Consider the following 20,660-nt stretch of genomic DNA (forward strand, 5'->3'; position numbering starts at 1 on the left):
TCCCCTGCAGCTCCCGCGGAGGAGCCACCGGGTGGAGGAGTTCGACTGCGGCTCTCCGGCACAGAGTGACTGGCTCCGTCGGTACGGTCGAATGGCGCACACCGCCGGCACCTCCCGTGTCTACGTCGTGGAAGACCTCGATGCCGAACGGGTCGTGGGCTACTACGCTCTGGCCGCCGGAAGCATGACGGCGCCATCCGCCCCGGAACGGCTGCTCAAAGGCGTGGGCCGGCATGACCGGCCCGTCATACTCCTGACGCGTCTGGGGGTCGACCGCGCCGCCCAGGGAGTCGGGCTGGGACGCGCACTGGTGGCCGACGCGCTGCGCAGGGTGGGGAACGTGGCCGACCGGATAGGCGTCAGGGCGTTGCTGATCCACTGTGAGAACGAGGCGGCCCGCGGGTTCTACACGCGTATCGCCGAGTTCGAAAGCAGCTCGACCGACCCGCTCCACCTCGTACTTCTCACCAAGGACCTGCGGCGTTCGCTGGGCTCCGGAGACCGGTGGCCGGATGGTGGCCATCGGAGCCGGTCCGGCGGGCGGTGAGAGCCGCCGCACCGAAGCCCCCGGGATCGGCCTCCGGCCGGTCGTGTTCCCAGCGAAGCGGCCCGGAGACCGGCGGGTCCCGGAATCCCGCCGAGGGTGGTGAGCGGGGACGGATGTCCGGTATCACTGGGAATCCGCTGGAACATGGGAGCAGGAGGCCGGATGCGGCACGAGCCGAGGATCGTCGCGGGAGTCGAGGTGTTCCCGCTGTGCGACGCCGTGGGACCGATGGGCGGTGACGTCTGGCGTCCGCTGCCGGAGCTGTTCCCCGGGGGCGTCCACGAGGACGCCGAGTGGATCCTGCACTTCCACTGCTACCTGCTGCGCGACGCGGCCGGCCGTACCGTGCTGGTGGACACCGGGGTCGGTCCCGAGGACTCCCCCGCGGCGAGCTGGGCGCCGGCGCCCGGAGCGCTCGGCGCGGAGCTGACGCGGGTGGGGGTGACCCCCGAGGAGGTGGACGCGGTGGTGATCACGCACCTGCACAGCGACCACGCGAGCGGAGCGGTGGTCGGCGGCGTGCCCGCCTTCCCCAACGCCCGTCACCTCCTGCAGCGGGCAGAGGTCGACACCGCCTCCGAGGCGGTCCTCGACCACGTGGTCCGGCCGCTGGGCGAGCGGGTGCGGGTGGTGGACGGCCCAGCCGAGGTGCTGCCCGGCATCCGGGTGCTCCACGCGCCCGGGCACACCCCGGGTCACCAGGTCGTCCAGGTGGGGGAGCTGACGCTGACCGGCGACGTGGTGCTGCACCCGGTGCAGCTCGCCGACCCGAAGGTGCCCTACCTCTACGACGCCGACCCCGAGCAGGCCGCGGCGACCCGGGTCGAACTGCTGGAGCGGGTCAGGGCGGAGAACGGGCTGATCGCCACCGCCCACTTCGCCGAGCCCTTCACCCCCGTCCGCTGACGGGCGCCGGGAACCTCCGGAGTCCTCTCCGGGTGCCTTCCGGGCCCGTCCGCCGGCGGCCGCACGCGGTCACCGCCCGGGGGCCGGCGGGCGGCGCGGGTAGCGGATGAGCAGGCTCGCGCGGACGTCCTCGTCGCCGACCGCCGCGTAGGTGTGCGGGACGTCGGACGTCCAGCTCACATGCTCGCCCGGCCCGGCGACCAGGGGCGCGTCCGCCGGGCCCGCGCGGAGGGTGCCGCAGAAGACGGTGATGTGCTCGGTGACGCCCGCGTGGTGGGCGGGGGAGGTCTGGACGGTCCCCGCCCGGACCGCCAGCCGGTAGAGCTCGTAGGTGACCGCCTCGTCCTGGAAGACCTCCAGCAGCTCGGCCTGTACGGCGGCGCCGTGGATGACCGCGCCCGCGGCGCCGGAGGGCGCCGTCTCCCCGGGTCCCCGCCCGGTCGCGTCCGCGCCCAGGGCCAGCGCCAGCGGCACGCCCAGCTCGGCGGTGACGGCCCAGAGCGTCTCCAGGGTCGGATTGCGGGTGCCGTTCTCCAGGCCGGAGAGCGTCGCCTTGCCCACGCCGGCGCGCCGGGCCAGCTCGGACAGGGAGACGCCGCGCTCCTCGCGCAGCCTGCGGATCCGTGATCCGACCTCCTGGACGCCCGCGTCGAGCGCCGGACGGGGGACTGGTGTGCCGGGCTTCATGGGGATATCGTGCAACACGCCGTCGTTCCGTTTACGGAACGATCGGCTCGCGCACCGGGAGAGGACCATCAGATGACACGCCTTCTGCAACCGGTGACGGCCGGGGTCGTCACCGGGATCGTCGGCTTCGCCAGCTCCTTCACCGTCGTCCTGGCCGGCCTGCGGGCGGTGGGCGCCGACGAGCGGCAGGCGGCGTCGGGACTGCTCGCGCTCTGCCTGGCCAACGGCGTGGTGGCGATCTGGCTGGGCCTGCGGCGGCGGATGCCGATCACCATCGCCTGGTCCACCCCGGGCGCGGCGCTGCTGGCCGCGACCGGCGCGGTGCAGGGCGGCTTCCCCGCCGCGGTCGGCGCGTTCGCGGTGTGCGGGCTGCTGGTCGTCGCCGCCGGGCTCTTCCCCGTGCTGGGGCGCTGGATCGCCGCCATCCCCGCCCCCATCGCCGGTGCCATGCTCGCCGGGGTGCTGCTCGGCCTGTGCGTCGCGCCGGTCCGCGCGCTCGCGGAGATCCCGGCGATGGCCGTCCCGGTCGTACTGACCTGGGCGCTGCTGAGCAGGTTCGCCCGCATGTGGGCGGTCCCGGGGGCGCTGCTGGTCGCGGTCGCGGCGATCGCGCTCACCGGCCCCGGCCTCGGCGCGGTGGACGTGCGCCCGGTGGTCGTGCCGACCGTGCCGTCCTTCGGCGTGCAGGCCATGGTGAGCATCGCGCTTCCGCTGTTCCTGGTCACCATGGCCTCGCAGAACGTGCCCGGCATGGCCGTACTCGCCGGGTACGGTTACCGTCCCCGGCTGGGCGGCATCCTCGTCGGCACCGGCCTGGCGACCGTGGCCGGGGCGCCTCTGGGCGGCCACGCGGTGAACCTGGCGGCCATCACCGCCGCGCTCGCCGCCGGTCCCGACGCCGACCCCGACCCGGGACGCCGGTGGATCGCCTCGGTCACCGCCGGGGGATCGATGATCGTCCTCGGCCTCGGCTCCGGCCTGGCGACCGCGCTGGTGCTGCTCTCACCCCCCGTGCTGATCGAGGCCGTCGCGGGCCTGGCCCTGCTCGGCGCGCTGGCCTCGGCGGTCACCGCGGCCGTGGCGGACCCGGAGCGCCGGGAGGCGGCGGTGGCGACCTTCGTGGTCACCGCCTCGGGGTTCACGCTGTTCGGGGTGGGGGCGGCCTTCTGGGGGCTGGTCGCGGGCGGGGCGATGACGCTCCTGCACGGCCGGAGGAAGGGCCGGGCCGAATCGGGGGAGAGCACCGGGGACACCGGGGACACCGGGGACTCCGGGGAGAGCGCCGAGGGCGCCGGGGGTCCCGGGAAGAGCGCCGGCGGTGCCGGGGAGGGCTCCGGGGCCGGGGAGTCCGGTGCCCACGGGAGTGCCGGCGACCCCGGGGAGTCTGGGCTCCCCGGGAAGAAGGCCGGCGCGTCCCGGGGGGAGACCCGGCTCGCCCAGCGGTGACCGCCGAGCTATCGCCGGGCGAGCGGGTCGTCTGCGTCCCCGCCGGAACGCGTCCTCGCCGGTACGGCCTGCGTGCCGCACCGGCGAGGACGCCGCGATGAACCAGATCGGGGCATGGTCACCGGGTGTTCTCGTGGCGCCCGTGGCGGCCGGCCACCAGCCGGTCGTCGCTGGACTGCCGGGGCACGTCGATCCGGGGGTGCGGAGCGGTCGGCTCGTTCCGGTCGTCGATGCCGTCGCGGTCCCGGTCGAACACCGGGGCGCGGTCGGCGACGCCGTCGCCGTCGCGGTCGGACACCGGGGTCCGGCGCGCGGGCACGTGGGCGTCGGTCGTGGTCGTGGTCGTGGTGGCGGTCGTGGTGGCGGGGGTCTCTTCCAGCTTGCGCTCCAGCTCCCGCTTCTCGGCCTCCAGGCGGGCGACGCGGTCACGCGTCTCCAGCTTGGTCTCGCGGAAACGGCGGCGCTTCTCGGCGGCGCGACGCATCCCACTGAAGATCATCGAAAGGCCGAGCAGGAACACGGCGCCGGTGATGGCGCCGGCGAAGAAGAACTCCAGCTGGGAGAGCTGGATCGTCTGGTCGAAGACCGTGAACGACGCGGGGGTGGTCGCCGTGGCGGTCTCGTCCCAGGAAACCGCGATCACGGCAGCGCCCGCGAGCACGATCATGAGGAGTCCCAGAACTATCATTTGACCTCACTTCGGGCTGCGTCTGTGGTGCCACCGCCTCTGCCCCGGGGAGGCGGGATTATGCGCGCGGCCGGGACGCCGGGAGCCGCCGGAACGCCGACGCGGCCGGGGTTTCCGGGGCCGACCAGGGCGGGAACGCCGGCGGGGGTCGTCAGGAAGGGAACGACGCCGGACGCGAGGAGCCGGACGGACGCCGCCGGGATGCGAGAAGCCGGATGGACGCCGCCGGAGCGCGCGGAGCAGCCGGGGACGGGGTCGCCGCCGGGGAACGGGCCCACGGGGGTGGTGCCGCTTTACCGGGGCGCGGGCTACCGTTGACGGCCATGAACCGTACCCGCCTGTACCGCGACGGCGTCCTGGAAGCGGAGGGCTTCCCCGTGGACGAGGTCTCCGACCACGTCTGTGACCCGTCCGCCACGGTGTGGTTCGACCTGTGCTCCCCCACCCCCGCCGACCTGGCGAAGATCAGCGAGGAGCTCGGCCTGCACGAGCTGGCCGTCGAGGACGCCCTGCACAGCCACCAGCGTCCCAAGCTGGACATCTACGACAGCCACCTGTTCCTCACGGTCTACGGGGCGAAGTCGGTACGCGGGCGGCTCGACCTCGTCGGGCTGTCGGTCTTCGTCACGAAGAACGCGTTGGTCACCGTGAGGGACAGTCCGGAGTTCGACATCGACGAGGTCGTCAGGCGCTGGGACGCCAACGGCGCGATGGCCAAGTACGGAGTGCAGTACCTGCTGCACGGCCTGCTCGACCACGTGGTGGACGGCTACTTCGAGGTGCTCCAGGAACTGGACGACCGGGTCGAGGACCTGGAGGACGAGCTCTTCGACGAGCAGCCCGGCGACCGCGCGCACATCCAGCGCCAGACCTACGAGATGCGCAAGGAGCTGGTGCGGTTCCGGCGGATGGCGGTCCCGACGCGGGAGGTCGTGGGCAGCCTGCTGCGCCGGAACGTGGAGACCCTGGACCCCGTGCTGACCCCCTACTACCAGGACGTCCACGACCACGCGTTGCGCGTCGCGGAGTGGACGGACTCGCTGCGCGAGCTGGTGGGCAATGTGCGCGAGGCCCACATGAACCAGCAGGGGTTCCGGCTCAACGACATCATGAAGAAGATCACGAGCTGGGCGGCCATCGTCGCGGTGCCCACGATGATCACCGGTTACTACGGCCAGAACGTGCCGTATCCCGGCTACGGTCACCCGGCCGGCTTCTGGGCCTCCACCGCGGCCATCATCGTGGCCTCGGCCGCCCTGTACGTGGTCTTCAAGAAGAAGGGCTGGCTCTAGGTTCCGTCCTGCCGGATCACCGCCGTGGTGAGGAGCCGCGGAACGGGGTCCCGGCAGCGCCGGGCGGTCGTGACCGGGTCGCGGTCGCCGTGCCCCGCGGCTCGTCCTGCTCACCGGGCACTCCCGGCTCACGGGACATCCGCGGTTGACCAGGCGTTCCGGATGACTCACCGCCGAGCGTGCCAGAAGTGATGGAACAGTTCGTGTGATCCGTACGGACGCGGGTAGCCCGAGAGCTTCTGGGCCTGTCACTCGCTCCGGAGGCATAGGTGGGCACACGGGGGGTGGTCGCCGCCGTTCTCGGCGCGGCCGTGATGTTCTCGCTGGCGGGGCAGTCCGGCACCCGGGCGGAAAGCGACGCCGGGACGTCGGCGCGGAGCGGCACCCGGGCGAGGGCCGTCCCGCTCGACAACCCCCGGGGTGTGCGGCCGGGACTGGCCCCGGTCCTGTCCACGCGGGACCGGGCGGCGGCGCGCAGGCTGATCAGCAGGCTGCGGGTCGGCAGGGTCGGGCCGGTGAAGGGGTACAGCCGGACGAGGTTCGGCGAGAACTGGAGCGACCGGGCCAGGGGCGTGCCGTACGCGCGCAACGGCTGCCGGACCCGCGACGACGTCCTCGCCCGCGACGGCGACGACATCACGCGCCGGAAGGGGTCGCGCTGCGTCGTCGTGGCGATGCGGCTGCGCGACCCCTACACCGGCAGGACGATCCGGTGGCGCAGGGAGCGGGCCGACGTGGTCCAGGTCGACCACGTGATACCGCTGTCCTACGAGTGGCGGATGGGCGCCTCCCGGTGGCCGCTGTCCAAGCGGATCCGCATCGCCAACGACCCGCTCAACCTCATACCGGTGTACGGCGCCGCCAACCAGGCCAAGGGCGGCTCGGGTCCGGCCACCTGGCTGCCGCCGTCCCGCCGCATTCGCTGCGCCTACGTCGTCCGCTTCGCGCAGGTCGCGCTGAAGTACGGCCTCCCGGTCAGGAGGGCCGACAGGACGGCCATGCTGGCCCAGTGCCGCTGAGCACGGAGACGCGCGGGAACGTCGCGGAGACGTCCTCCGGACACCCGAAGGCGACGCACGGCGTCCTGGGAAGCGCCGCGCTCCCGGGCGGGCGGCGAATGCCGCGATCCGGCCGTGGCGATCTCCTATCCTTTCGTGCGAAGCCCCACCCGCGACCGTCAGGCGGAGGAACCACGTGACGATTCCCGCTTCGGACCCCGGCGAGCTCGCCGCCCGGCGTGACAGCGCCCTGCGCGACTACGAGGCGCTCAGGGCGCGCTCGCTCTCCCTCGACCTCACGAGGGGCAAGCCGTCGGCGCGCCAGCTCGACCTCGCCGACCGGATGCTCACCCTGCCCGGCGGCCACACCGCCGCCGACGGGACCGACTGCCGCAACTACGGCGGGCTCCAGGGGCTCCCCGAGCTTCGGGAGATCTTCAGCGGACCGCTGCAGGTCCCGGCCGGGCAGCTCATCGCGGCCGGAAACTCCAGCCTCGCGCTGATGCACGACTCCATCGTGCACGCGCTGCTCGACCGGGTCCCGGGCGCCGACCGCCGCTGGGTGGACGAGCCGCGGATCGCCTTCCTGTGCCCGGTCCCCGGGTACGACCGCCACTTCGCCCTGTGCGAGCGCTTCGGCATCGAGATGATCTCCGTTCCGATGACCGCCGACGGCCCCGACATGGACGTCGTGGAGCGCCTGGTGCGTGAGGACGCCCAGATCAAGGGGATCTGGTGCATACCGAAGTACAGCAACCCCAGCGGGATCTCCTACTCCGACGAGACGGTGCGGCGCCTGGCGGCGATGCCCACGGCGGCGCCCGACTTCCGGATCTTCTGGGACAACGCCTACGCCGTCCACCACCTCACGGACACGCCGGTGGAGATCGCCGACGTCCTGGCGCTCTGCGCCGAGCACGGCCACCCCGATCGCGCCTTCGTGTTCGGTTCCACCTCGAAGGTCACCTTCAGCGGCGGCGGCGTCGCCTTCTTCGGCTCGTCCGAGGCGAACGTCGCCTGGACGCTGAAGAACACCGCCAAGCGCACCATCGGCCCCGACAAGCTCAACCACCTTCGACACGTGGAGTTCTTCGGCGACGCCGACGGCGTCCTCGCGCACATGCGCCGCCACGCCGAGCTGCTCCGGCCGAGGTTCGACCTGGTGGAGACGGTTCTCACCAAGGAGCTCGGCGGCACCGGCCTGGCCTCGTGGACCACCCCGGCGGGCGGCTACTTCGTCACGCTCGACGTCCTTCCGGGCTGCGCGCGCGAGGTCGTGCGCCGGGCGGGCGAGGCGGGCATCGCGCTGACCCCCGCGGGCGCCACCCACCCGTACGGGGACGACCCCCGCGACAGCACGATCCGGATCGCGCCGACCTATCCGGACCTGGCGGAGCTGGAGCTGGCGATCACCGGGCTGACCGTCTGCGTGCGGCTGGTCGCGACCGAGAAGCTGCTGGAGCGGGCCGGGTAGGGAATCCGGGTTCGGGAGGTCTCCCGGTGGCGTGGCGGCCCACCGCCCACCCGGGAGACCTCCCGAGGACCGCCTACCTGGGGACCGCCCCCCGGGACCCGGAACTCCGGGAGCCGTCCGCCGTCAGTCCCGGACGGCGGCCCGGACGATCTCCGCGAGCCGCCGCATCCCCGGCGCGATCCGTTCCGGCGTGATCGCGCCGTAGCCGATCACCAGCCCCGCCTGGGCGGGCGTCTCACCGCAGTACCCGGCCAGTGACTCCACCGCGATCCCGGCCACCCTGGCGCGGGAGACCACCTCGCCGGCGTCCAGCCGTACGCCGGTGGAGACCCGGGCGCACAGGTGCAGGCCCGCCACGGAGGGCACCGGGTCGAGCAGCCCGGCGAAGTCCCGCCGGAGCGCGGCGACGATCCGCTTCCGGCGGGCCGCGTACTCGCGCGTCGCCCGGCGGATGTGCCGTCCCATCAGCCCCTCGTCGAGAAACTTTGCCAGGGCCGCCTGCGCGGACGGTTCGCCGTGCCAGTCGGTGAGCCGCCGGGCGGCGCGCAGCGCGGGCCGCAGCGAGGCCGGGGCCACCAGGAAGCCGAGGCGCAGCGTGGGCAGCAGCGTCTTGGAGAAGGACCCGACGTAGACGACGTGGCCGCCCCGGTCGAGGCTCTGCAGCGGCTCCAGCGGACGGTCCTCGAACCGGAACTCGCTGTCGTAGTCGTCCTCGACGACCACCGCGCCCCGCCGCGCGGCCCACTCCAGCAGCGCGGCGCGGCGGGCGAGGGACATCGGCGTGCCGAGCGGGAACTGGTGGGAGGGCGTCACGTAGACCAGGCGGGCGGCGTCGGGGAGGGCGGAGACGACCAGCCCCTCGGCGTCGACGGGCACCCCGGTGACGCGGGCGCCCAGCGACCGCAGCAGCGCCCGCGCCGGGGGGTAGCCCGGCTCCTCGACCGCGACCAGGTCACCGGGCTCGATCAGCACCCGCCCGACGAGGTCCAGAGCCTGCTGGGCGCCGGCGGTGACCAGCACGTCGGCGACGCCGGCCCGTACCGAACGGGACACGCCCGCGTACCGGGCGATCGCCTCGCGCAGCCCGGGGTGCCCGGCCGGGTCGGCGTACCCGGCGGGCCGGACCAGGGCGGCGCGGAGTTCGCGGGCGAGGAGGCGGCGCCAGGTCTCCAGCGGGAACAGTCCCGCGTCGGGGACGCCCACCCGGAAGTCGTAAAGCGGCGGGGCCACCGCCCCGGCCCCCGGTTCCGGCGGGACCACCGTCCCGGTCCCCGGTTCCTGCGGGACGGCCACCCCGGCCCCCGGTTCCGGCGGGACCACCGTCCCGGTCCCCGGTTCCGGCGCGGCGGACCGCCAGAAGGCGCGGGGGCGCACGCCGCCGCCCACGGGCGCGCTCCTCGGGAGCGTCCGGCCGGGCGGCTCGTCGCACACGAAGGTGCCCGCTCCGACCCTGCCGACGAGGAAGCCCTCCGCCGTCAGCCGGTCGTAGGCGATCGACACCGTGTTGCGGGAGACCTCCAGCCGCCGGGCCAGTTCGCGCGTGGGCGGCAACCGCTCGCCCGGCCGGAGCCTGCCGTCCAGGACGGCCTCGCGGAGCTGCCGGTAGATGCGAGCGGCCAGGTCGCCGCGCCCGGTCAGGGTCACGTGGACGTCCATCCGCGTCCTTTCTCGTCTCTCGCCGGATTGGCCTGAGCGATTCGCCGGATATTGGATCTTACGGCGAGCCAATCGGCTCCATAACGTGAGTGTCGAACGTGATCGGCGAGCGCGACCGACCCGCACCCGACGAGGAGGAAGACGAGATGACGACGGTCGACATGTGGTTCGACCCCAAGTGCCCCTGGGCCTGGATCGCCTCCCGGTGGCTGCTGGAGGTCGAGCGGGTCCGCGAGGTGGAGGTCCGCTTCCGCGTGATGAGCCTGGCGGTGCTGAACGAGGGCCGCGAGGGGCTGGAGGAGTGGTACGTCGAGTGGCTCGCCCAGGCGTGGGGCCCGGCGCGGGTGGCGCTCGCGGTCGAGCGGAAGTACGGCGCCGCCGCCGCGCGCGACCTCTACACCGCGCTCGGCACCCGTATCCACCACGACAGGACGCCGCCGGGCCGTGACCTCTACCTCGCCGCGCTGGCCGAGGCCGGCCTGCCCGCCGAGTTCGCCGACGCCGCCGAGACGGCCGAACTGGACGGGGAGCTGGAAGCCGCCGACCGCGCCGCCCTCGGCCCGGTCGGCGAGGACCTCGGCACCCCCGCGATCCACGTGCACGGCCCGGACGGCACGGTCAACGCCTTCTTCGGGCCGGTGGTGAGCCCGATTCCGCGTGGCGAGGACGCCGGGCGGCTCTGGGACGGCGTGCTGCTCGTCACCGGCGTCGACGGGTTCTTCGAGCTGAAGCGGAGCCGTACCCGCCCGCCGATCACCCGTTGAGCAGGAGGCGAACATGTCCGGCCGGATCATCCCGCCCCCCGGGGCGCCGCGCGTCCTGGCGCTGGCGCAGCTCGCCAACTCCTTCGGCGACGGCGCGTACTACGTGTGCTCGGCGCTGTACTTCACCCGCGTCGCCGGGCTGTCCCCCGAGCAGGTCGGGTTCGGCCTGACCCTCGGCTGGGCCGCCGGGTTCGCCGCGGGGGTCCCGCTCGGACACCTGGCCGACCGGCGGGGGCCCCGGGGGGTCGCCGTGCTGCTGGCCGTGGCGACCGGCGCGGCGGTCGCCGGGTTCCTCCTCGCCGGGTCGTTCGGCGCGTTCGTCGTGGCGGCCTGCCTGTACGGGTGCTGCCAGTGCGGCCTCGCGGCGGCCCGTCAGGCGCTGCTCGCCGCGCTGGTGGGGCCCGAGGAGCGGACGCGGGTCCGCGCGTATCTCCAGGCCACGGTGAACGCCGGGCTGGCGGTCGGCGCGGCGCTCGGCGGGCTGGCCCTGTACGCCGGGACGCGCGAGGCGTATCTGGCGGTGTTCGCGATGGACGCGGCGAGCTTCCTGGTGGCGGCGCTGGTGCTGCTCCGCCTCCCCCCGGTGCCGCCCGCGCCGCCCGCCCCGCCCGGCGAGCCCGCGCTGGCCGTACTGCGCGACCGGCCGTACGCCCTGGTCACCCTGCTGAACACGGTCATGCTGCTGTACATGCCGATGCTCAGCCTGGTCGTCCCGCTGTGGATCGCCCAGCACACCCGGGCACCGGGCTGGACGGTCTCGGCGCTGCTGGTGCTGAACACGGTGGGCGTGGTGCTGTTCCAGGTGCGGATGGCCCGCGGGGTGACCGATCTCGCCTCCGCGGCCCGGTCGGTACGGCGGGCCGGCGCGACGATGCTCGCCTCGTGCGCGGTGTTCGCGTTGTCCGCGGCCGTCCCCTCGGCCTGGGCTGCCGGGGCGATCCTGGTGGTGGCCGCCTGCCTGCAGGTGGTCGGCGAGATGATGCAGGCGCCGGGGGCCTGGGAGATCGGGTTCGGCCTGGCCCCGGCGGACCGGCAGGGCCAGTACCAGGGCTTCTTCGGCGCCGGTACGGCGGTCGCCAGGATGCTCGGTCCCCTGCTGCTCACCACGATGGTCGTGGGCTGGGGCGCTCCGGGCTGGTTCGCGCTGGGCGGGCTGTTCCTGCTGGCGGGCCTGGCGACGGGCCCGGCCGTGCGGTGGGCCGAGCGGACGGGGCCGACCGGCCGGACCGGACCCGCCGCGGTGCGGCTCACGGGTGCAGCCGAAGCCCCTTGAGGGTCTTGTCGACGGCGTTCCGCGGCCCGTGGACCGCGATGCCGACCAGGCGCAGCTCCTCGGCCGGCACGTCGAGCACCGCCGCCCGGTTGTCGTCGTCGTTGTCGGTCTTGAACAGCTCCTCGGTGTAGAGGGCCACGTCGAGGCCGCGGGTCAGCGCCCGGGAGTGGGCGGCGGCCAGGCCCGGGGCGTCGGCCGCGTAGACGAGGACGGGCTGGCGGAACATGGCGAGGTAGGTGTTGCCCGACCCGTCGGCGTACGGCTCGCCCGTCACCCGCGGCCCTCCGGCGGCCACCCCGCTCGCCAGGAAGGCGGTGACGTTGAGCTTCTGCCAGACGGCGAGGTCCTCACGGACCACGATGCCGATCTTCGTATCGAAACGCATGGGCACAGCCTGGCCGCATGGTCCCCGGCGGGTCTTGGACGCTCGTGCGGCGGGACAATGGACGCATGCCGCGTGACTGGTCCCGGTACTGGAGGTCACCCCGCCCGGGGCTGGAGGCGATGCACGCCCACTTCGAGCGGCACACCTACCACCGGCACAGCCACGAGACCTACTCTTTCGGGGTCACCGACGCGGGGGTGCAGGCGTTCACCTGCCGGGGCGGGGGACACCGGAGCACGGCGGGGATGGTGCTGGCGTTCAACCCCGACGAGCCGCACGACGGCCGGGCGGGCGACGAGCTGGGCTTCACCTACCGGATCGTCCACCTCGCCCCCGAACTCGTCGCCGGCGCGCTGTCCGACGCCGCGGGCCGCCCGGTGGGCCTGCCCCTGTTCCCCGACCCGGTCGTCCACGACCCGGTCCTCGCGACGGCGCTGCGCAGGCTGCACGCGGCGCTGCTCGGCGGCGCCCCGCGCTGCTCCGCGACGAGCTGCTCGATGCCGCCGTCCGCGCCATGGCCGGCCGCGCCGCGGCCTCCGGCTCCGGGCGGAGCCGTCGGGAGCCGGCCTCCCGCGGGGCGGCCGTCCTCGTCGCGCGGGCGGCCGAGGCGCTGCGGGCGGACCACCGGACCGACATGACCGCCGACGAGCTGGCCGCGACGGCCGGCTCCAGCCGCTTCGCCGTCTACCGCGCCTTCCAGGCGGTGTACGGCATGGCACCGAGCGACTACCGGCGGCAGCTCCGTCTGCGGGCGGCCCGCGAGCTGCTGGCGGGCGGCGCGCCGATCGCCGACGTCGCGGCGGAGACCGGGTTCACCGACCAGGGGCATCTGACCCGGTGGTTCGTCCGCTGCTACGGGGTCACTCCGGGCGCCTATCGCCGGGCCGTGGCCTGAGCGCCGCCCGGCGGGCCCGGTTTCCGGGCCGGGTCCGTCAGCGCTGGACCTCGGCGGCGGGAGCCTGGGGAGGAACCGTCGCGACGCCCGGGCGGGGGGTGTCGGCGGCGACGCGATCCGGGAGCGTGACGCGGATCTTGGACTGCTTGTGGGGGAGCCTCTCCCAGTCGTCCATGAACGTCGCCCGCAGGCCGTGCTTCTCGGCGAGGGCGACCAGGGTCTCGGTGCGGTAGTAGAAGTCCTCACCGAGGACTTGGTGCTCCTGCCCCTCGGTGCGGTCGAAGGTGAAGTCGAACCAGCCGCCCGGCTTCATGATCCGTCCGATGTGCTCGAAACACTCCTCGATCACCTCCGGCGGGGAGTGGGAGAACACGCTGTGCGCGTGCACCACGTCGAACATCGCGTCGGGCAGGAACTCGAAGCGCAGATCCTTGATCACTGTGAGGTGGGGGAGCTTCTCGCGCAGGCCGTAGTCGGCGACGACGTCCTGGGCGGCGAACAGGATGTCGGGGGAGATGTCCACGCCGTAGTAGTCGCCGGTGTCGAGGTGGCCGATGAACAGGCGTCCCGCGCGCAGGTTGCCGCAGCCGATCTCCAGCATGCGGTGACCGGGCGCGAGGCCGTGCCGTACGAGGTAGTCGAACTGCATCTGCCCGATGGCCAGCCAGCGCCGGTGCGACCTGCTGCCGGTGGCCGCGTGGGCGCCGCGGGCGGCCTCGGACCTCATGATGGCGCGGTAGTAGCCGACATGGTCGGAGGTGCGCAGCCGGAGCCAGGCGTTCCTGGTCACGCGCCTGAGGTGCCGGGGGATCCGCCCGGGGCGGCGGAGGGCGTATCCGACCTGGTGGGCGAGGCTCGCCCGGTTGTGGTTCTTCACGTCTCTCCCCACGTCGAGACCGTGTTCCGATGATCATGACAGGAATCCGATCGTATCGGAGAGTGATCGTCAGGTCGCTCAACGCGGCGTTCGTGGGAGTGGCGGGCGCGCCGCCGGCCGGGTCGGCCGTTCCCGTCGGGGATCCAGGACTCGACGTGATCGGCGGATCGGTCCGGACGGTGCGGATCAGGCGGTGTGGCCGGCGGGCCGGAGGTGCCGGGCGGCGACGGCCTTCGGGTAGCGGACCGTGAAGACCGCCGGTACGGCGAAGCTGAGGATCTTGACGGTGACGACGGCGGCGGTGGCGTGCGGGGCCTCGTGCAGCAGGACGGCGAGCGCGACGGCGGCGACGGTGAAGGCCACCCCCCACACCATGGTGATGACGACGTTGACCCGGAGGAACAGCGGGGTCCGCCACACCTCCGGCGGGGTCGTCCGGCGGGCGATGCCCAGGGTGAACGGCCGCCGGACGGCCAGCGACCCCCAGGCGGTGAGCGCGAGCCAGGCGTTGACCAGGGCCGGGCCGTACGGCATGAGCGGGGAGCCTGGGCTCACGAAGGAGATCACGGTGATCGGCAGGAAGAACGCCGCCGCGCTGACCTCGATCACCATCTGGTCCCAGGTCCTGCCCGCCCGGCGGTCGATGACGATCACTCCCACGGCGATGACGAGCCCGAGGATCGCGCCGTAGCGCCACTCGTCGCTCGTGGCGACGACGGCGTAGGCGATCCACGGGAGGAAACCGAGCAGACTGCGGGCCATTGGGGGCTCTCCTGACATTCCTATTTAGACAGGTCGAGAATAGAACCTCCTGTTGTGACATGTCAATATAGGAATATAGGGTGAGGGTATGAGCCTTCGACACGCGCTGCTGGGTCTCCTGGCCGCAGGGCCCGCCAGTGGCTACGACCTGCTGAAGATCTTCAATGTCTCGCTGGCCAACGTGTGGCCCGCCACCCAGAGCCAGGTCTACGCCGAGCTGGGCCGCCTGGCGGACGCCGGGCTGGTGGAGGTGGTCGCCGAGGGGCCGCGGGGCCGCAAGGAGTACGCCATCGCCGACACCGGCCGCGCCGAGCTCCGGCGCTGGCTGACCGAGGTCGCGCCGACGCGGACGGGCCGCAGCGACACGCTCCTGCGCGTCTTCTTCCTGGGGCAGGTCGAGCCCGGACAGGCGCGCGCCTACCTGCGGCGGCTGGCGGAGACGGCCGCGGAGGCCGAGCGCGACCTCGCGGCGCTGAGCGACGCCGTCTCGGCCGAGGAGGACGACCTGGCGTTCTACGGCCGGCTGGCCCTGGAGTGGGGACTGCGCTTCAACGCCATGCAGCGCGAGTGGGCCGACTGGGCCGAGCGGCGGATCGAGGAGCACGAGGCGGCCGCGCGCCGGCCGTGAAGACCTCCGGGCGGAGCGTCACGGCGCCGGAGCGGGCGGCGTGACGAGACGTCGACCGCACAGAGGGCGCGGCCGTCGTGCCGGACGGTGCGAACGTGCGCGGCGGTGGCCGCCGCGTGCCGTTCCCGGCCGGTGGCCGTGCAGCGGTTCCGCCCGGCGACCGTACCGGGATTCCGCCCGGCGCCCGAGTGGGCCGGCCGGGAGACCGGGACGCCCCCGGTGGCGGCCGGGCGGGGGGCGATGACCACGCCGAGGGGCTGGTCACCGACGGGGATGGTCGCCACGACGGTGTTGGTGGCGATATCGACCACCGAGACGGTGTCGGAGATCTGGTTGGCCACGTACAGCCGGGAGTCGTCGGGGGTGACGGCCATCACCCGTGGACCGTCACCGACCTCGATGACGGCGACGACCTTCAGGGCCGCGGTGTCGATCACCGAGACGGTGTTGAAGTAGGCGCTGCCGACGTAGGCACGGGCCCCGTCGGGGCTGAACCTGACGACACGAGGGCTTTTGCCGACGTCCAGCTCGGTGGCGGTCTCACCCGTCGCGATGTCGATCACTCTCACGACGCTCTGCTGCAATTCGGTGACGTACAACCGCCGCCCGTCGGGGGTGACCCGCACTCCCCAGGGGCCGCCGCCGACGTGGAGGGTGCCGACCACCGCGAGGGTGGCGGTGTCGATCACCGTCACCGTCCCCGACTCGAAGTCGGTGACGTAGGCGCGCCGTCCGTCGGGGCTGAGCGCCGCCTCCACGGGGGTGACGCCCGTGTCGACGGTGCCGGTGAGCGTGTCGGTGACGGTGTCGACCACCGACAGGCCGCCGCCGCCGAAGTCGGCGACGTAGGCCCGCCGGCCGTCGGGACTGACGGCCACGCCGAAGGGGGCCTTGCCGACGGGGACGGTGGCGGCCACGGCACCGGTGACGGTGTCGATCACCGACAGCTTCCCGGCGACGAAGTCGGTGACGTAAAGACGGCGGCCGTCGGGACCGGCGGCGATCCTGCCCGGACTGCCGCCGACGCGGAAGGTGCGGACGACCCGGCCGGCCGCGTCATCGATCACCGAGATGGTGCCGTCGGCGTAGTTGGTGACATAGACCAGGTTCCGGCCGCCGGGGTCCGCGGAGGCGGGCGCCGTCGGCGTCATGGCCAGGAGCGCGACCAGGGCCCGGCATGCCCAGGGCCGGCGCCGCCCCCGCCGGGCGCGCGCCGGGCACCGGCCGATCCCCAATGTGTTCTTCATCCGCTCGCGCAGCATCGCGGCCCCCGGTATCGGCGGTGATCGGCACTTTTCTACTCCCTCGCGACGACCCGCGAGAGGTGGGACATCCCGCCGCTCCGCACCCCGGTCAGACGCTTGACCGGGTCCTCGCCTCTGCGGCGTATCACCGGTCCGAGCCGGGCGGCGGGTTGACCCGCCGCTGACCCGTCGCTGATCCGCCGCTGATCAGCCGCGACGGCGTGAACGCCGCCCGTCGCCGATCCGCCAGACGATCGGGCACCGGCCGTGCCGCGTCACCGGCCGGCCGGGCGCGTCCGAAAACGCGGGCCGGTGCTCCGGCCTTCGGGCCGGGGAGGAGTTCAAACCCAGAACGTGTCGTGGCGGAAGTAGAACTCCGTCAGCTCCTCGTCGGTGGGCCGGCCCGACACGGCGAACTCCGCGAGCCCCTCGAAGTAGCCCTCCCTCGGTGCTCCGGGCGCGAAGTGCAGCAGCATCGACGCGGGCTGGCCCGACTCGTTGCGGAAGGCGTGGATCCCGCCTTCGGGCACGTGGACGAAGTCCCCGGGGGCCGTGTCGATCCAGCGGGTGCCGTCGTAGATCCGCACGCTCCCGGTGAGGATGAAGAACGATTCGGAGATCGACCGGTGGAAGTGCGCGCTCGGGCCGCTCGGCTGCGGGCCCATCTCCCACCGGTAGAGGCCGAACCGGCCGTTGGTGGTCGCCCCGGTCGCGAGGTAGTGGACGGTGTTGCCGGAGTGGTAGGTCAGCTCGGGCTCGTGATCGGCCGGGCGGTAGGTGGCGCTGATCTCCCCATCGGCGCCTAGATAACGCGGTTCTGGATATGTCATGAGATTTCCTCGCCAGGTCCGTCGATCTCCGGCGGACCGGATCCGGTCCGCCGGAAAAAGACACTAGGGGTTTTCTCGGTTCTTTTCCCCTCCCGCCGGCATATGGGCGTTTCCCGGCCGGGCCGGTTCGTCAGATCCCCGGCCGGAGCCGCAGCAGGCCGTCGGCGAACGCCTTCTGGCTGAGCGCGCCCAGCCGTACGACCGAGCTGGGGTAGGGGCTGTCGCAGCTCGTGTCCTGGGCGACGAGGTCGGGGCGGATCACGGCCGAGTCGATCACGCCCTGGCCGTACCCCATGAGGAAGGAGCGCAGCTCCACGGGGCCGGGGCGGGCGCCCTCCCGCCGAAGGGTCTCGTCGATGACGGCGACCTCGCGGGCGATCGCGTCGGACAGGGCCCGGTCCATGGCGGCCTGGGCCAGGATCTCGCGGCCGAAATGAACGTACAGATACTCCAGAGATGTGGCCGGGAGGTGGCTCGTCAGAGTCCGCGCCCGCATCATGCGCAGGGCGTGGGCCAGCCGAAGCATCAGCATCTTCATGCTTCTCTGAGACGGTCGCCGGCACCGGCGGGATGGCGTTGCCAGCCAATCGTTATCCGGTGGATACCGCTTCTCTCCTGCCCGGCCAGATATGGTAAAAAGCCGCGAAAAACGTGAACCCGCTGGTCAATGGACCTGCGCTGGGAGTTGTGGCGCGGCCAGGACGCCTTTTCCGGTATCCATTGCACTGTGCAATGATGGGTCGGCAAGCTGCTCGGGCCGTGTGCCGACGGGCTTGGGCGAACCGGATGAAGGGCCGCTCGCGAGGGCGACCACCGCCCCGGCGAGCGGGCGAAGAGGATGTCGTGCGGGAAAGAACGGGCCACGGTCGACCTGCCGCCTTCTCCGTGACCACCGGACTGCGCGGCGACGTCGTCGTCCTGCGGCTGGCGGGAGAGCTCGACCTCGCCGCGGCGCCCCTCCTGCGGGCCCGCCTCTCGGAGGCGATGGCGCTCATCACCCCGCCGCACATCGTCATCGACACCGAGGACCTCCTCTTCTGCGACTCGTCGGGGCTGAGCGTCCTGGTGGGCGGGCTGCGCGGCGTGCGGGCGGCCGGCGGGCGGCTGGTGCTCAGCGGGGTCCGGCCGCGCTTCGCCCGCCTGCTCGCGCTCACCGGGCTGACGCGGGAGATCCGGGCGTACGCGACGGTCGACGAGGCCGCCGAGCACCTGGCGCCGTCCCGAGAGGACGGGTGACGGCGCTTCCGGGGATCCGGGCGGACGCGACGGGCCGGGCCCGGGGCGCCGCCGGAGCCCGCGGCGGCGCGAGAGCGATGGGCGGCGGGCGGCGGCACCGGGACGGCGAGCCGCGGCTCCAGGGTGGCGACTCCGGGACGGCGGGCCGCACCCGTGGCGGAACGGACCAGGTGGGAGCGGGGCCGTCGGAGGCGCCGTGTAGAACAGACCATATGTCGGAGCATCAGGCGAACCGGGCGAACCGGGCGGACACGGACGGGGAGGACGACCCCTCCGCGGTCATCTCCGCGGTGCTCACCGGCTCACGCCTGCTCGTCGCCATCGCCGCCCGATCCCTCGGCGCCGTCGAGGACCGGATCACCCTGCCGCAGTTCCGCATGCTCGTCGTCCTGACGAGCCACGGGGAGACCAAGCTCGTCACGATGGCCGAACGGCTCAACGTCAACCCCTCGACGGCGATGCGGATGGCCGACCGCCTCGCCGCCTCCCGGCTGGTGGTCCGCGAGGTCAACCCGCGGAACCGGCGGGAGACCCTGATGCGCCTCACCCCGGAGGGGCGGCGCATCGTCGACGAGGTCACCGCCCGGCGCCGCGAGGAGATCGCCGGCATCGTCTCCCGGATGTCCGCCGAGCAGCGCCACGCCCTCATCTCGGCGATGACCGCCTTCAACGAGGCGGGCGGCGAGCCGCCGGTGGACGACGCCCATCCCCTCGGCTGGCCCGACGTCTAGACGACGCCCGTTCCCGGGCCGGGACCCGGTACGCACCCGGGTGGGTCCTTCACGGCCGGACGCGGACATGTCTGGTATCACTGACTACTGAACGTAATCAGGGATCGGTGCGCCGTTCACCGCCGGGTCGCGGACGTCCGTACGTCCGTTCGCCGGCCAGGTGACCTCCTCCCGCCGGCGCCTCGGGCGGAAAGCCGCGGGCTCGGCTTCTCCGTCCGGACGCGGACGGACGCGAGCGGGGGCGGGTGATGGCGAGACGGCGGCCGGCACGGCCACGGCCCCTCCCAGCACGCTCCCGGCCACTTCCGGCACGCTTCCGGCCACCTCCGGCGTGGCCACGGCCCCTCCCGCCACGGTCGGCGAGGTGGCCGTGGATCGCGCTCGCGGTCCTTCCCCTCTCCGCCTGCTCGGGGTCCGGTCAGTCGACGCTGACGCCGTACGGCGACGGCGCCAGACGGGTGGCGGGGCTATGGTGGCTCATGTTCGGCATCTCGCTGTTCGTCACCGCCGTGATCGTGGTCCTCGTGCTGTGGGCGGCGACCCGCCGCCGCCGGCCGGGGGTGCGGGCCCGGATGGACACCGGGCAACGGTACGTGACGATCACCGGCATCATCCTGCCCGCCATCGTCCTGGTCCTCGTCTACGTGATCAGCCTGCCCACGCTGCGCGCCATCGGGGACCCCAAGGACCCCGACCAGCTCACCATCGACGTCCTCGGCCACCAGTGGTGGTGGGAGGTGAGCTATCCCGGCTCCGGGGTCGTCACCGCCAACGAGATCCACATGCCGACCGGGCGGACCGTCCACCTGAGGCTGCGCACCGCCGACGTCAACCACAGCTTCTGGGCGCCGCAGCTCAACGTGAAGACCGACCTCGTCGCGGGCCGGACGAACCACCTGTGGCTGCGCACCGACCGTCCCGGCGTCTACCGGGGGCAGTGCGCGGAGTACTGCGGGCTCCAGCACGCCCGGATGGCCTTTCACGTCGTGGCCCAGCCGCCGGCCGAGTTCGCCGCCTGGCTCACCGGGCAGGCCCGGCCCGCGCCGGCCCCGCCCGGGGGCCTGGCGGCCCAGGGGCTGCGGGTGCTCGAATCGGGCTCCTGCGCCTCCTGCCACGCCGTACGCGGGACCACCGCGAACGGGCGGATCGGCCCCGACCTCACCCACCTGGCGAGCCGGAGATACCTCGCGGCGGGCACCGTGCCCAACACCCGCGGCTACCTCGGCGGCTGGATCTCCAACTCCCAGACGATCAAGCCCGGCAACAGGATGCCGCCGCAGCCGCTGGGTTCGGAACAGCTGCAGGCGCTCATCGCCTACCTCGAGACGCTGCGTTAGGGGA

The 20,660-nt window shown here is 73.4% G+C and carries 23 protein-coding genes; 14 read left to right on the top strand and 9 right to left on the bottom strand.

The genetic code is table 11. From position 1 onward, the window contains the following. The first annotated feature begins 31 nt into the window (after positions 1-31). A complete protein-coding gene (locus ACQP10_RS01840; protein ID WP_433541866.1) occupies positions 32-547 on the top strand; it encodes a GNAT family N-acetyltransferase in 516 nt (171 codons plus the stop codon). Positions 548-709: 162 nt separating this feature from the next. Further along, the gene (locus ACQP10_RS01845) at positions 710-1,453 is read left to right on the top strand and encodes an MBL fold metallo-hydrolase (RefSeq protein WP_399498823.1); all 744 of its coding nucleotides are present in this window, start codon (positions 710-712) and stop codon (positions 1,451-1,453) included. Positions 1,454-1,522: 69 nt separating this feature from the next. Here the strand turns inward: ACQP10_RS01845 and ACQP10_RS01850 are convergent, their stop codons facing one another. Beyond that, the gene (locus ACQP10_RS01850; protein ID WP_433540760.1) at positions 1,523-2,140 is read right to left on the bottom strand and encodes a helix-turn-helix domain-containing protein; all 618 of its coding nucleotides are present in this window, start codon (positions 2,138-2,140) and stop codon (positions 1,523-1,525) included. 72 nt (positions 2,141-2,212) lie between these two features. Between ACQP10_RS01850 and ACQP10_RS01855 the strand changes: the two genes are divergently transcribed. Then, a complete protein-coding gene (locus tag ACQP10_RS01855) occupies positions 2,213-3,586 on the top strand; it encodes a benzoate/H(+) symporter BenE family transporter (protein WP_433540761.1) in 1,374 nt (457 codons plus the stop codon). 118 nt (positions 3,587-3,704) lie between these two features. Here ACQP10_RS01855 and ACQP10_RS01860 read toward each other — a convergent pair whose 3' ends face one another. Further along, on the bottom strand, positions 3,705-4,274 hold the full coding sequence (locus ACQP10_RS01860; RefSeq protein ID WP_179820840.1) for a hypothetical protein: 570 nt from the start codon (positions 4,272-4,274) through the stop codon (positions 3,705-3,707). Between the two features lie 323 nt (positions 4,275-4,597). Between ACQP10_RS01860 and ACQP10_RS01865 the strand changes: the two genes are divergently transcribed. The 3 genes from ACQP10_RS01865 (at position 4,598) to ACQP10_RS01875 (ending at position 8,038) form a co-directional block, all read left to right on the top strand. Further along, positions 4,598-5,566: a magnesium transporter CorA family protein gene (locus ACQP10_RS01865; protein ID WP_433540762.1), complete on the top strand. Its 969-nt coding sequence runs from the start codon at positions 4,598-4,600 to the stop codon at positions 5,564-5,566. Between the two features lie 269 nt (positions 5,567-5,835). Beyond that, positions 5,836-6,585: an HNH endonuclease family protein gene (locus ACQP10_RS01870; protein ID WP_346018022.1), complete on the top strand. Its 750-nt coding sequence runs from the start codon at positions 5,836-5,838 to the stop codon at positions 6,583-6,585. 175 nt (positions 6,586-6,760) lie between these two features. Then, positions 6,761-8,038 (top strand): aminotransferase class I/II-fold pyridoxal phosphate-dependent enzyme, encoded by a 1,278-nt coding sequence (locus ACQP10_RS01875; protein ID WP_386150038.1) that lies wholly within the window; start codon positions 6,761-6,763, stop codon positions 8,036-8,038. 123 nt (positions 8,039-8,161) lie between these two features. Here ACQP10_RS01875 and ACQP10_RS01880 read toward each other — a convergent pair whose 3' ends face one another. Beyond that, on the bottom strand, positions 8,162-9,694 hold the full coding sequence (locus tag ACQP10_RS01880; RefSeq protein ID WP_433540763.1) for a PLP-dependent aminotransferase family protein: 1,533 nt from the start codon (positions 9,692-9,694) through the stop codon (positions 8,162-8,164). A 146-nt stretch (positions 9,695-9,840) separates the two neighbouring features. Between ACQP10_RS01880 and ACQP10_RS01885 the strand changes: the two genes are divergently transcribed. Further along, a complete protein-coding gene (locus ACQP10_RS01885; RefSeq protein WP_433541867.1) occupies positions 9,841-10,458 on the top strand; it encodes a mycothiol-dependent nitroreductase Rv2466c family protein in 618 nt (205 codons plus the stop codon). Between the two features lie 13 nt (positions 10,459-10,471). Further along, positions 10,472-11,731, top strand: coding sequence for an MFS transporter (locus ACQP10_RS01890; RefSeq protein WP_346018020.1), 1,260 nt, complete (start codon positions 10,472-10,474; stop codon positions 11,729-11,731). Here ACQP10_RS01890 and ACQP10_RS01895 read toward each other — a convergent pair. Further along, positions 11,706-12,116 carry a DUF2000 family protein gene (locus tag ACQP10_RS01895; RefSeq protein ID WP_346018019.1) on the bottom strand — a complete coding sequence of 137 codons (411 nt, stop codon included), beginning with the start codon at positions 12,114-12,116 and terminating at the stop codon, positions 11,706-11,708. The two genes, ACQP10_RS01890 and ACQP10_RS01895, sit on opposite strands and share 26 nt — an antisense overlap. Before the next feature lie 65 nt (positions 12,117-12,181). Between ACQP10_RS01895 and ACQP10_RS01900 the strand changes: the two genes are divergently transcribed. Both ACQP10_RS01900 and ACQP10_RS01905 read left to right on the top strand, forming a co-directional pair. After that, entirely contained in the window at positions 12,182-12,754 is a 573-nt protein-coding gene (locus ACQP10_RS01900) for an AraC family ligand binding domain-containing protein (RefSeq protein ID WP_433540764.1), read from the top strand. Continuing rightward, positions 12,751-13,011 carry a helix-turn-helix domain-containing protein gene (locus tag ACQP10_RS01905; RefSeq protein ID WP_433540765.1) on the top strand — a complete coding sequence of 87 codons (261 nt, stop codon included), beginning with the start codon at positions 12,751-12,753 and terminating at the stop codon, positions 13,009-13,011. The genes ACQP10_RS01900 and ACQP10_RS01905 overlap by 4 nt, the downstream gene beginning before the upstream one ends. A 37-nt stretch (positions 13,012-13,048) precedes the next feature. Here the strand turns inward: ACQP10_RS01905 and ACQP10_RS01910 are convergent, their stop codons facing one another. Beyond that, positions 13,049-13,888, bottom strand: a complete 840-nt coding sequence (locus ACQP10_RS01910; protein ID WP_346018017.1) for a class I SAM-dependent methyltransferase — start codon at positions 13,886-13,888, stop codon at positions 13,049-13,051. Between the two features lie 186 nt (positions 13,889-14,074). Continuing rightward, entirely contained in the window at positions 14,075-14,650 is a 576-nt protein-coding gene (locus tag ACQP10_RS01915) for a hypothetical protein (RefSeq protein ID WP_346018016.1), read from the bottom strand. Between the two features lie 88 nt (positions 14,651-14,738). Between ACQP10_RS01915 and ACQP10_RS01920 the strand changes: the two genes are divergently transcribed. Then, complete coding sequence (locus tag ACQP10_RS01920; RefSeq protein WP_346018015.1) at positions 14,739-15,278, top strand: PadR family transcriptional regulator; 540 nt, start codon at positions 14,739-14,741, stop codon at positions 15,276-15,278. Here ACQP10_RS01920 and ACQP10_RS01925 read toward each other — a convergent pair. The 3 genes from ACQP10_RS01925 to ACQP10_RS01935 all read right to left on the bottom strand — a co-directional run bounded on the left by ACQP10_RS01925 (position 15,164) and on the right by ACQP10_RS01935 (position 17,884). Beyond that, positions 15,164-16,525, bottom strand: a complete 1,362-nt coding sequence (locus ACQP10_RS01925) for a beta-propeller fold lactonase family protein (protein ID WP_433540766.1) — start codon at positions 16,523-16,525, stop codon at positions 15,164-15,166. The genes ACQP10_RS01920 and ACQP10_RS01925 overlap by 115 nt on opposite strands. A gap of 338 nt (positions 16,526-16,863) precedes the next feature. After that, a complete protein-coding gene (locus ACQP10_RS01930; RefSeq protein ID WP_346018013.1) occupies positions 16,864-17,352 on the bottom strand; it encodes a cupin domain-containing protein in 489 nt (162 codons plus the stop codon). A 130-nt stretch (positions 17,353-17,482) separates the two neighbouring features. Beyond that, positions 17,483-17,884 carry a hypothetical protein gene (locus tag ACQP10_RS01935; RefSeq protein WP_346018012.1) on the bottom strand — a complete coding sequence of 134 codons (402 nt, stop codon included), beginning with the start codon at positions 17,882-17,884 and terminating at the stop codon, positions 17,483-17,485. Positions 17,885-18,237: 353 nt separating this feature from the next. Here ACQP10_RS01935 and ACQP10_RS01940 point away from each other — a divergent pair, with 353 nt between their 5' ends. The 3 genes from ACQP10_RS01940 to coxB all read left to right on the top strand — a co-directional run bounded on the left by ACQP10_RS01940 (position 18,238) and on the right by coxB (position 20,656). Next, complete coding sequence (locus ACQP10_RS01940; RefSeq protein WP_346018011.1) at positions 18,238-18,588, top strand: anti-sigma factor antagonist; 351 nt, start codon at positions 18,238-18,240, stop codon at positions 18,586-18,588. Positions 18,589-18,800: 212 nt separating this feature from the next. Beyond that, the gene (locus ACQP10_RS01945; protein WP_389992054.1) at positions 18,801-19,319 is read left to right on the top strand and encodes a MarR family winged helix-turn-helix transcriptional regulator; all 519 of its coding nucleotides are present in this window, start codon (positions 18,801-18,803) and stop codon (positions 19,317-19,319) included. A 248-nt stretch (positions 19,320-19,567) separates the two neighbouring features. Then, complete coding sequence (gene coxB / locus ACQP10_RS01950) at positions 19,568-20,656, top strand: cytochrome c oxidase subunit II (protein WP_346018009.1); 1,089 nt, start codon at positions 19,568-19,570, stop codon at positions 20,654-20,656. Positions 20,657-20,660 lie beyond the last annotated feature (4 nt).

The organism is Streptosporangium sandarakinum, assembly GCF_050942225.1.
Classification (GTDB): domain Bacteria; phylum Actinomycetota; class Actinomycetes; order Streptosporangiales; family Streptosporangiaceae; genus Streptosporangium; species Streptosporangium nondiastaticum.

What these genes read in the sequence shown, in the direction of transcription:
- ACQP10_RS01925 (WP_433540766.1), bottom strand. Translation starts at nt 16,525, where the DNA reads ATGAAGAACACATTGGGGATCGGCCGGTGCCCGGCGCGCGCCCGGCGG.
- ACQP10_RS01895 (WP_346018019.1), bottom strand. Translation starts at nt 12,116, where the DNA reads ATGCGTTTCGATACGAAGATCGGCATCGTGGTCCGTGAGGACCTCGCC.
- ACQP10_RS01920 (WP_346018015.1), top strand. Translation starts at nt 14,739, where the DNA reads ATGAGCCTTCGACACGCGCTGCTGGGTCTCCTGGCCGCAGGGCCCGCC.
- ACQP10_RS01865 (WP_433540762.1), top strand. Translation starts at nt 4,598, where the DNA reads ATGAACCGTACCCGCCTGTACCGCGACGGCGTCCTGGAAGCGGAGGGC.
- ACQP10_RS01915 (WP_346018016.1), bottom strand. Translation starts at nt 14,650, where the DNA reads ATGGCCCGCAGTCTGCTCGGTTTCCTCCCGTGGATCGCCTACGCCGTC.
- ACQP10_RS01945 (WP_389992054.1), top strand. Translation starts at nt 18,801, where the DNA reads ATGTCGGAGCATCAGGCGAACCGGGCGAACCGGGCGGACACGGACGGG.
- ACQP10_RS01880 (WP_433540763.1), bottom strand. Translation starts at nt 9,694, where the DNA reads ATGGACGTCCACGTGACCCTGACCGGGCGCGGCGACCTGGCCGCTCGC.
- ACQP10_RS01845 (WP_399498823.1), top strand. Translation starts at nt 710, where the DNA reads ATGCGGCACGAGCCGAGGATCGTCGCGGGAGTCGAGGTGTTCCCGCTG.
- ACQP10_RS01855 (WP_433540761.1), top strand. Translation starts at nt 2,213, where the DNA reads ATGACACGCCTTCTGCAACCGGTGACGGCCGGGGTCGTCACCGGGATC.
- ACQP10_RS01850 (WP_433540760.1), bottom strand. Translation starts at nt 2,140, where the DNA reads ATGAAGCCCGGCACACCAGTCCCCCGTCCGGCGCTCGACGCGGGCGTC.
- ACQP10_RS01900 (WP_433540764.1), top strand. Translation starts at nt 12,182, where the DNA reads ATGCCGCGTGACTGGTCCCGGTACTGGAGGTCACCCCGCCCGGGGCTG.
- ACQP10_RS01935 (WP_346018012.1), bottom strand. Translation starts at nt 17,884, where the DNA reads ATGCTGATGCTTCGGCTGGCCCACGCCCTGCGCATGATGCGGGCGCGG.
- ACQP10_RS01890 (WP_346018020.1), top strand. Translation starts at nt 10,472, where the DNA reads ATGTCCGGCCGGATCATCCCGCCCCCCGGGGCGCCGCGCGTCCTGGCG.
- coxB (WP_346018009.1), top strand. Translation starts at nt 19,568, where the DNA reads ATGGCGAGACGGCGGCCGGCACGGCCACGGCCCCTCCCAGCACGCTCC.
- ACQP10_RS01930 (WP_346018013.1), bottom strand. Translation starts at nt 17,352, where the DNA reads ATGACATATCCAGAACCGCGTTATCTAGGCGCCGATGGGGAGATCAGC.
- ACQP10_RS01860 (WP_179820840.1), bottom strand. Translation starts at nt 4,274, where the DNA reads ATGATAGTTCTGGGACTCCTCATGATCGTGCTCGCGGGCGCTGCCGTG.
- ACQP10_RS01885 (WP_433541867.1), top strand. Translation starts at nt 9,841, where the DNA reads ATGACGACGGTCGACATGTGGTTCGACCCCAAGTGCCCCTGGGCCTGG.
- ACQP10_RS01905 (WP_433540765.1), top strand. Translation starts at nt 12,751, where the DNA reads ATGACCGCCGACGAGCTGGCCGCGACGGCCGGCTCCAGCCGCTTCGCC.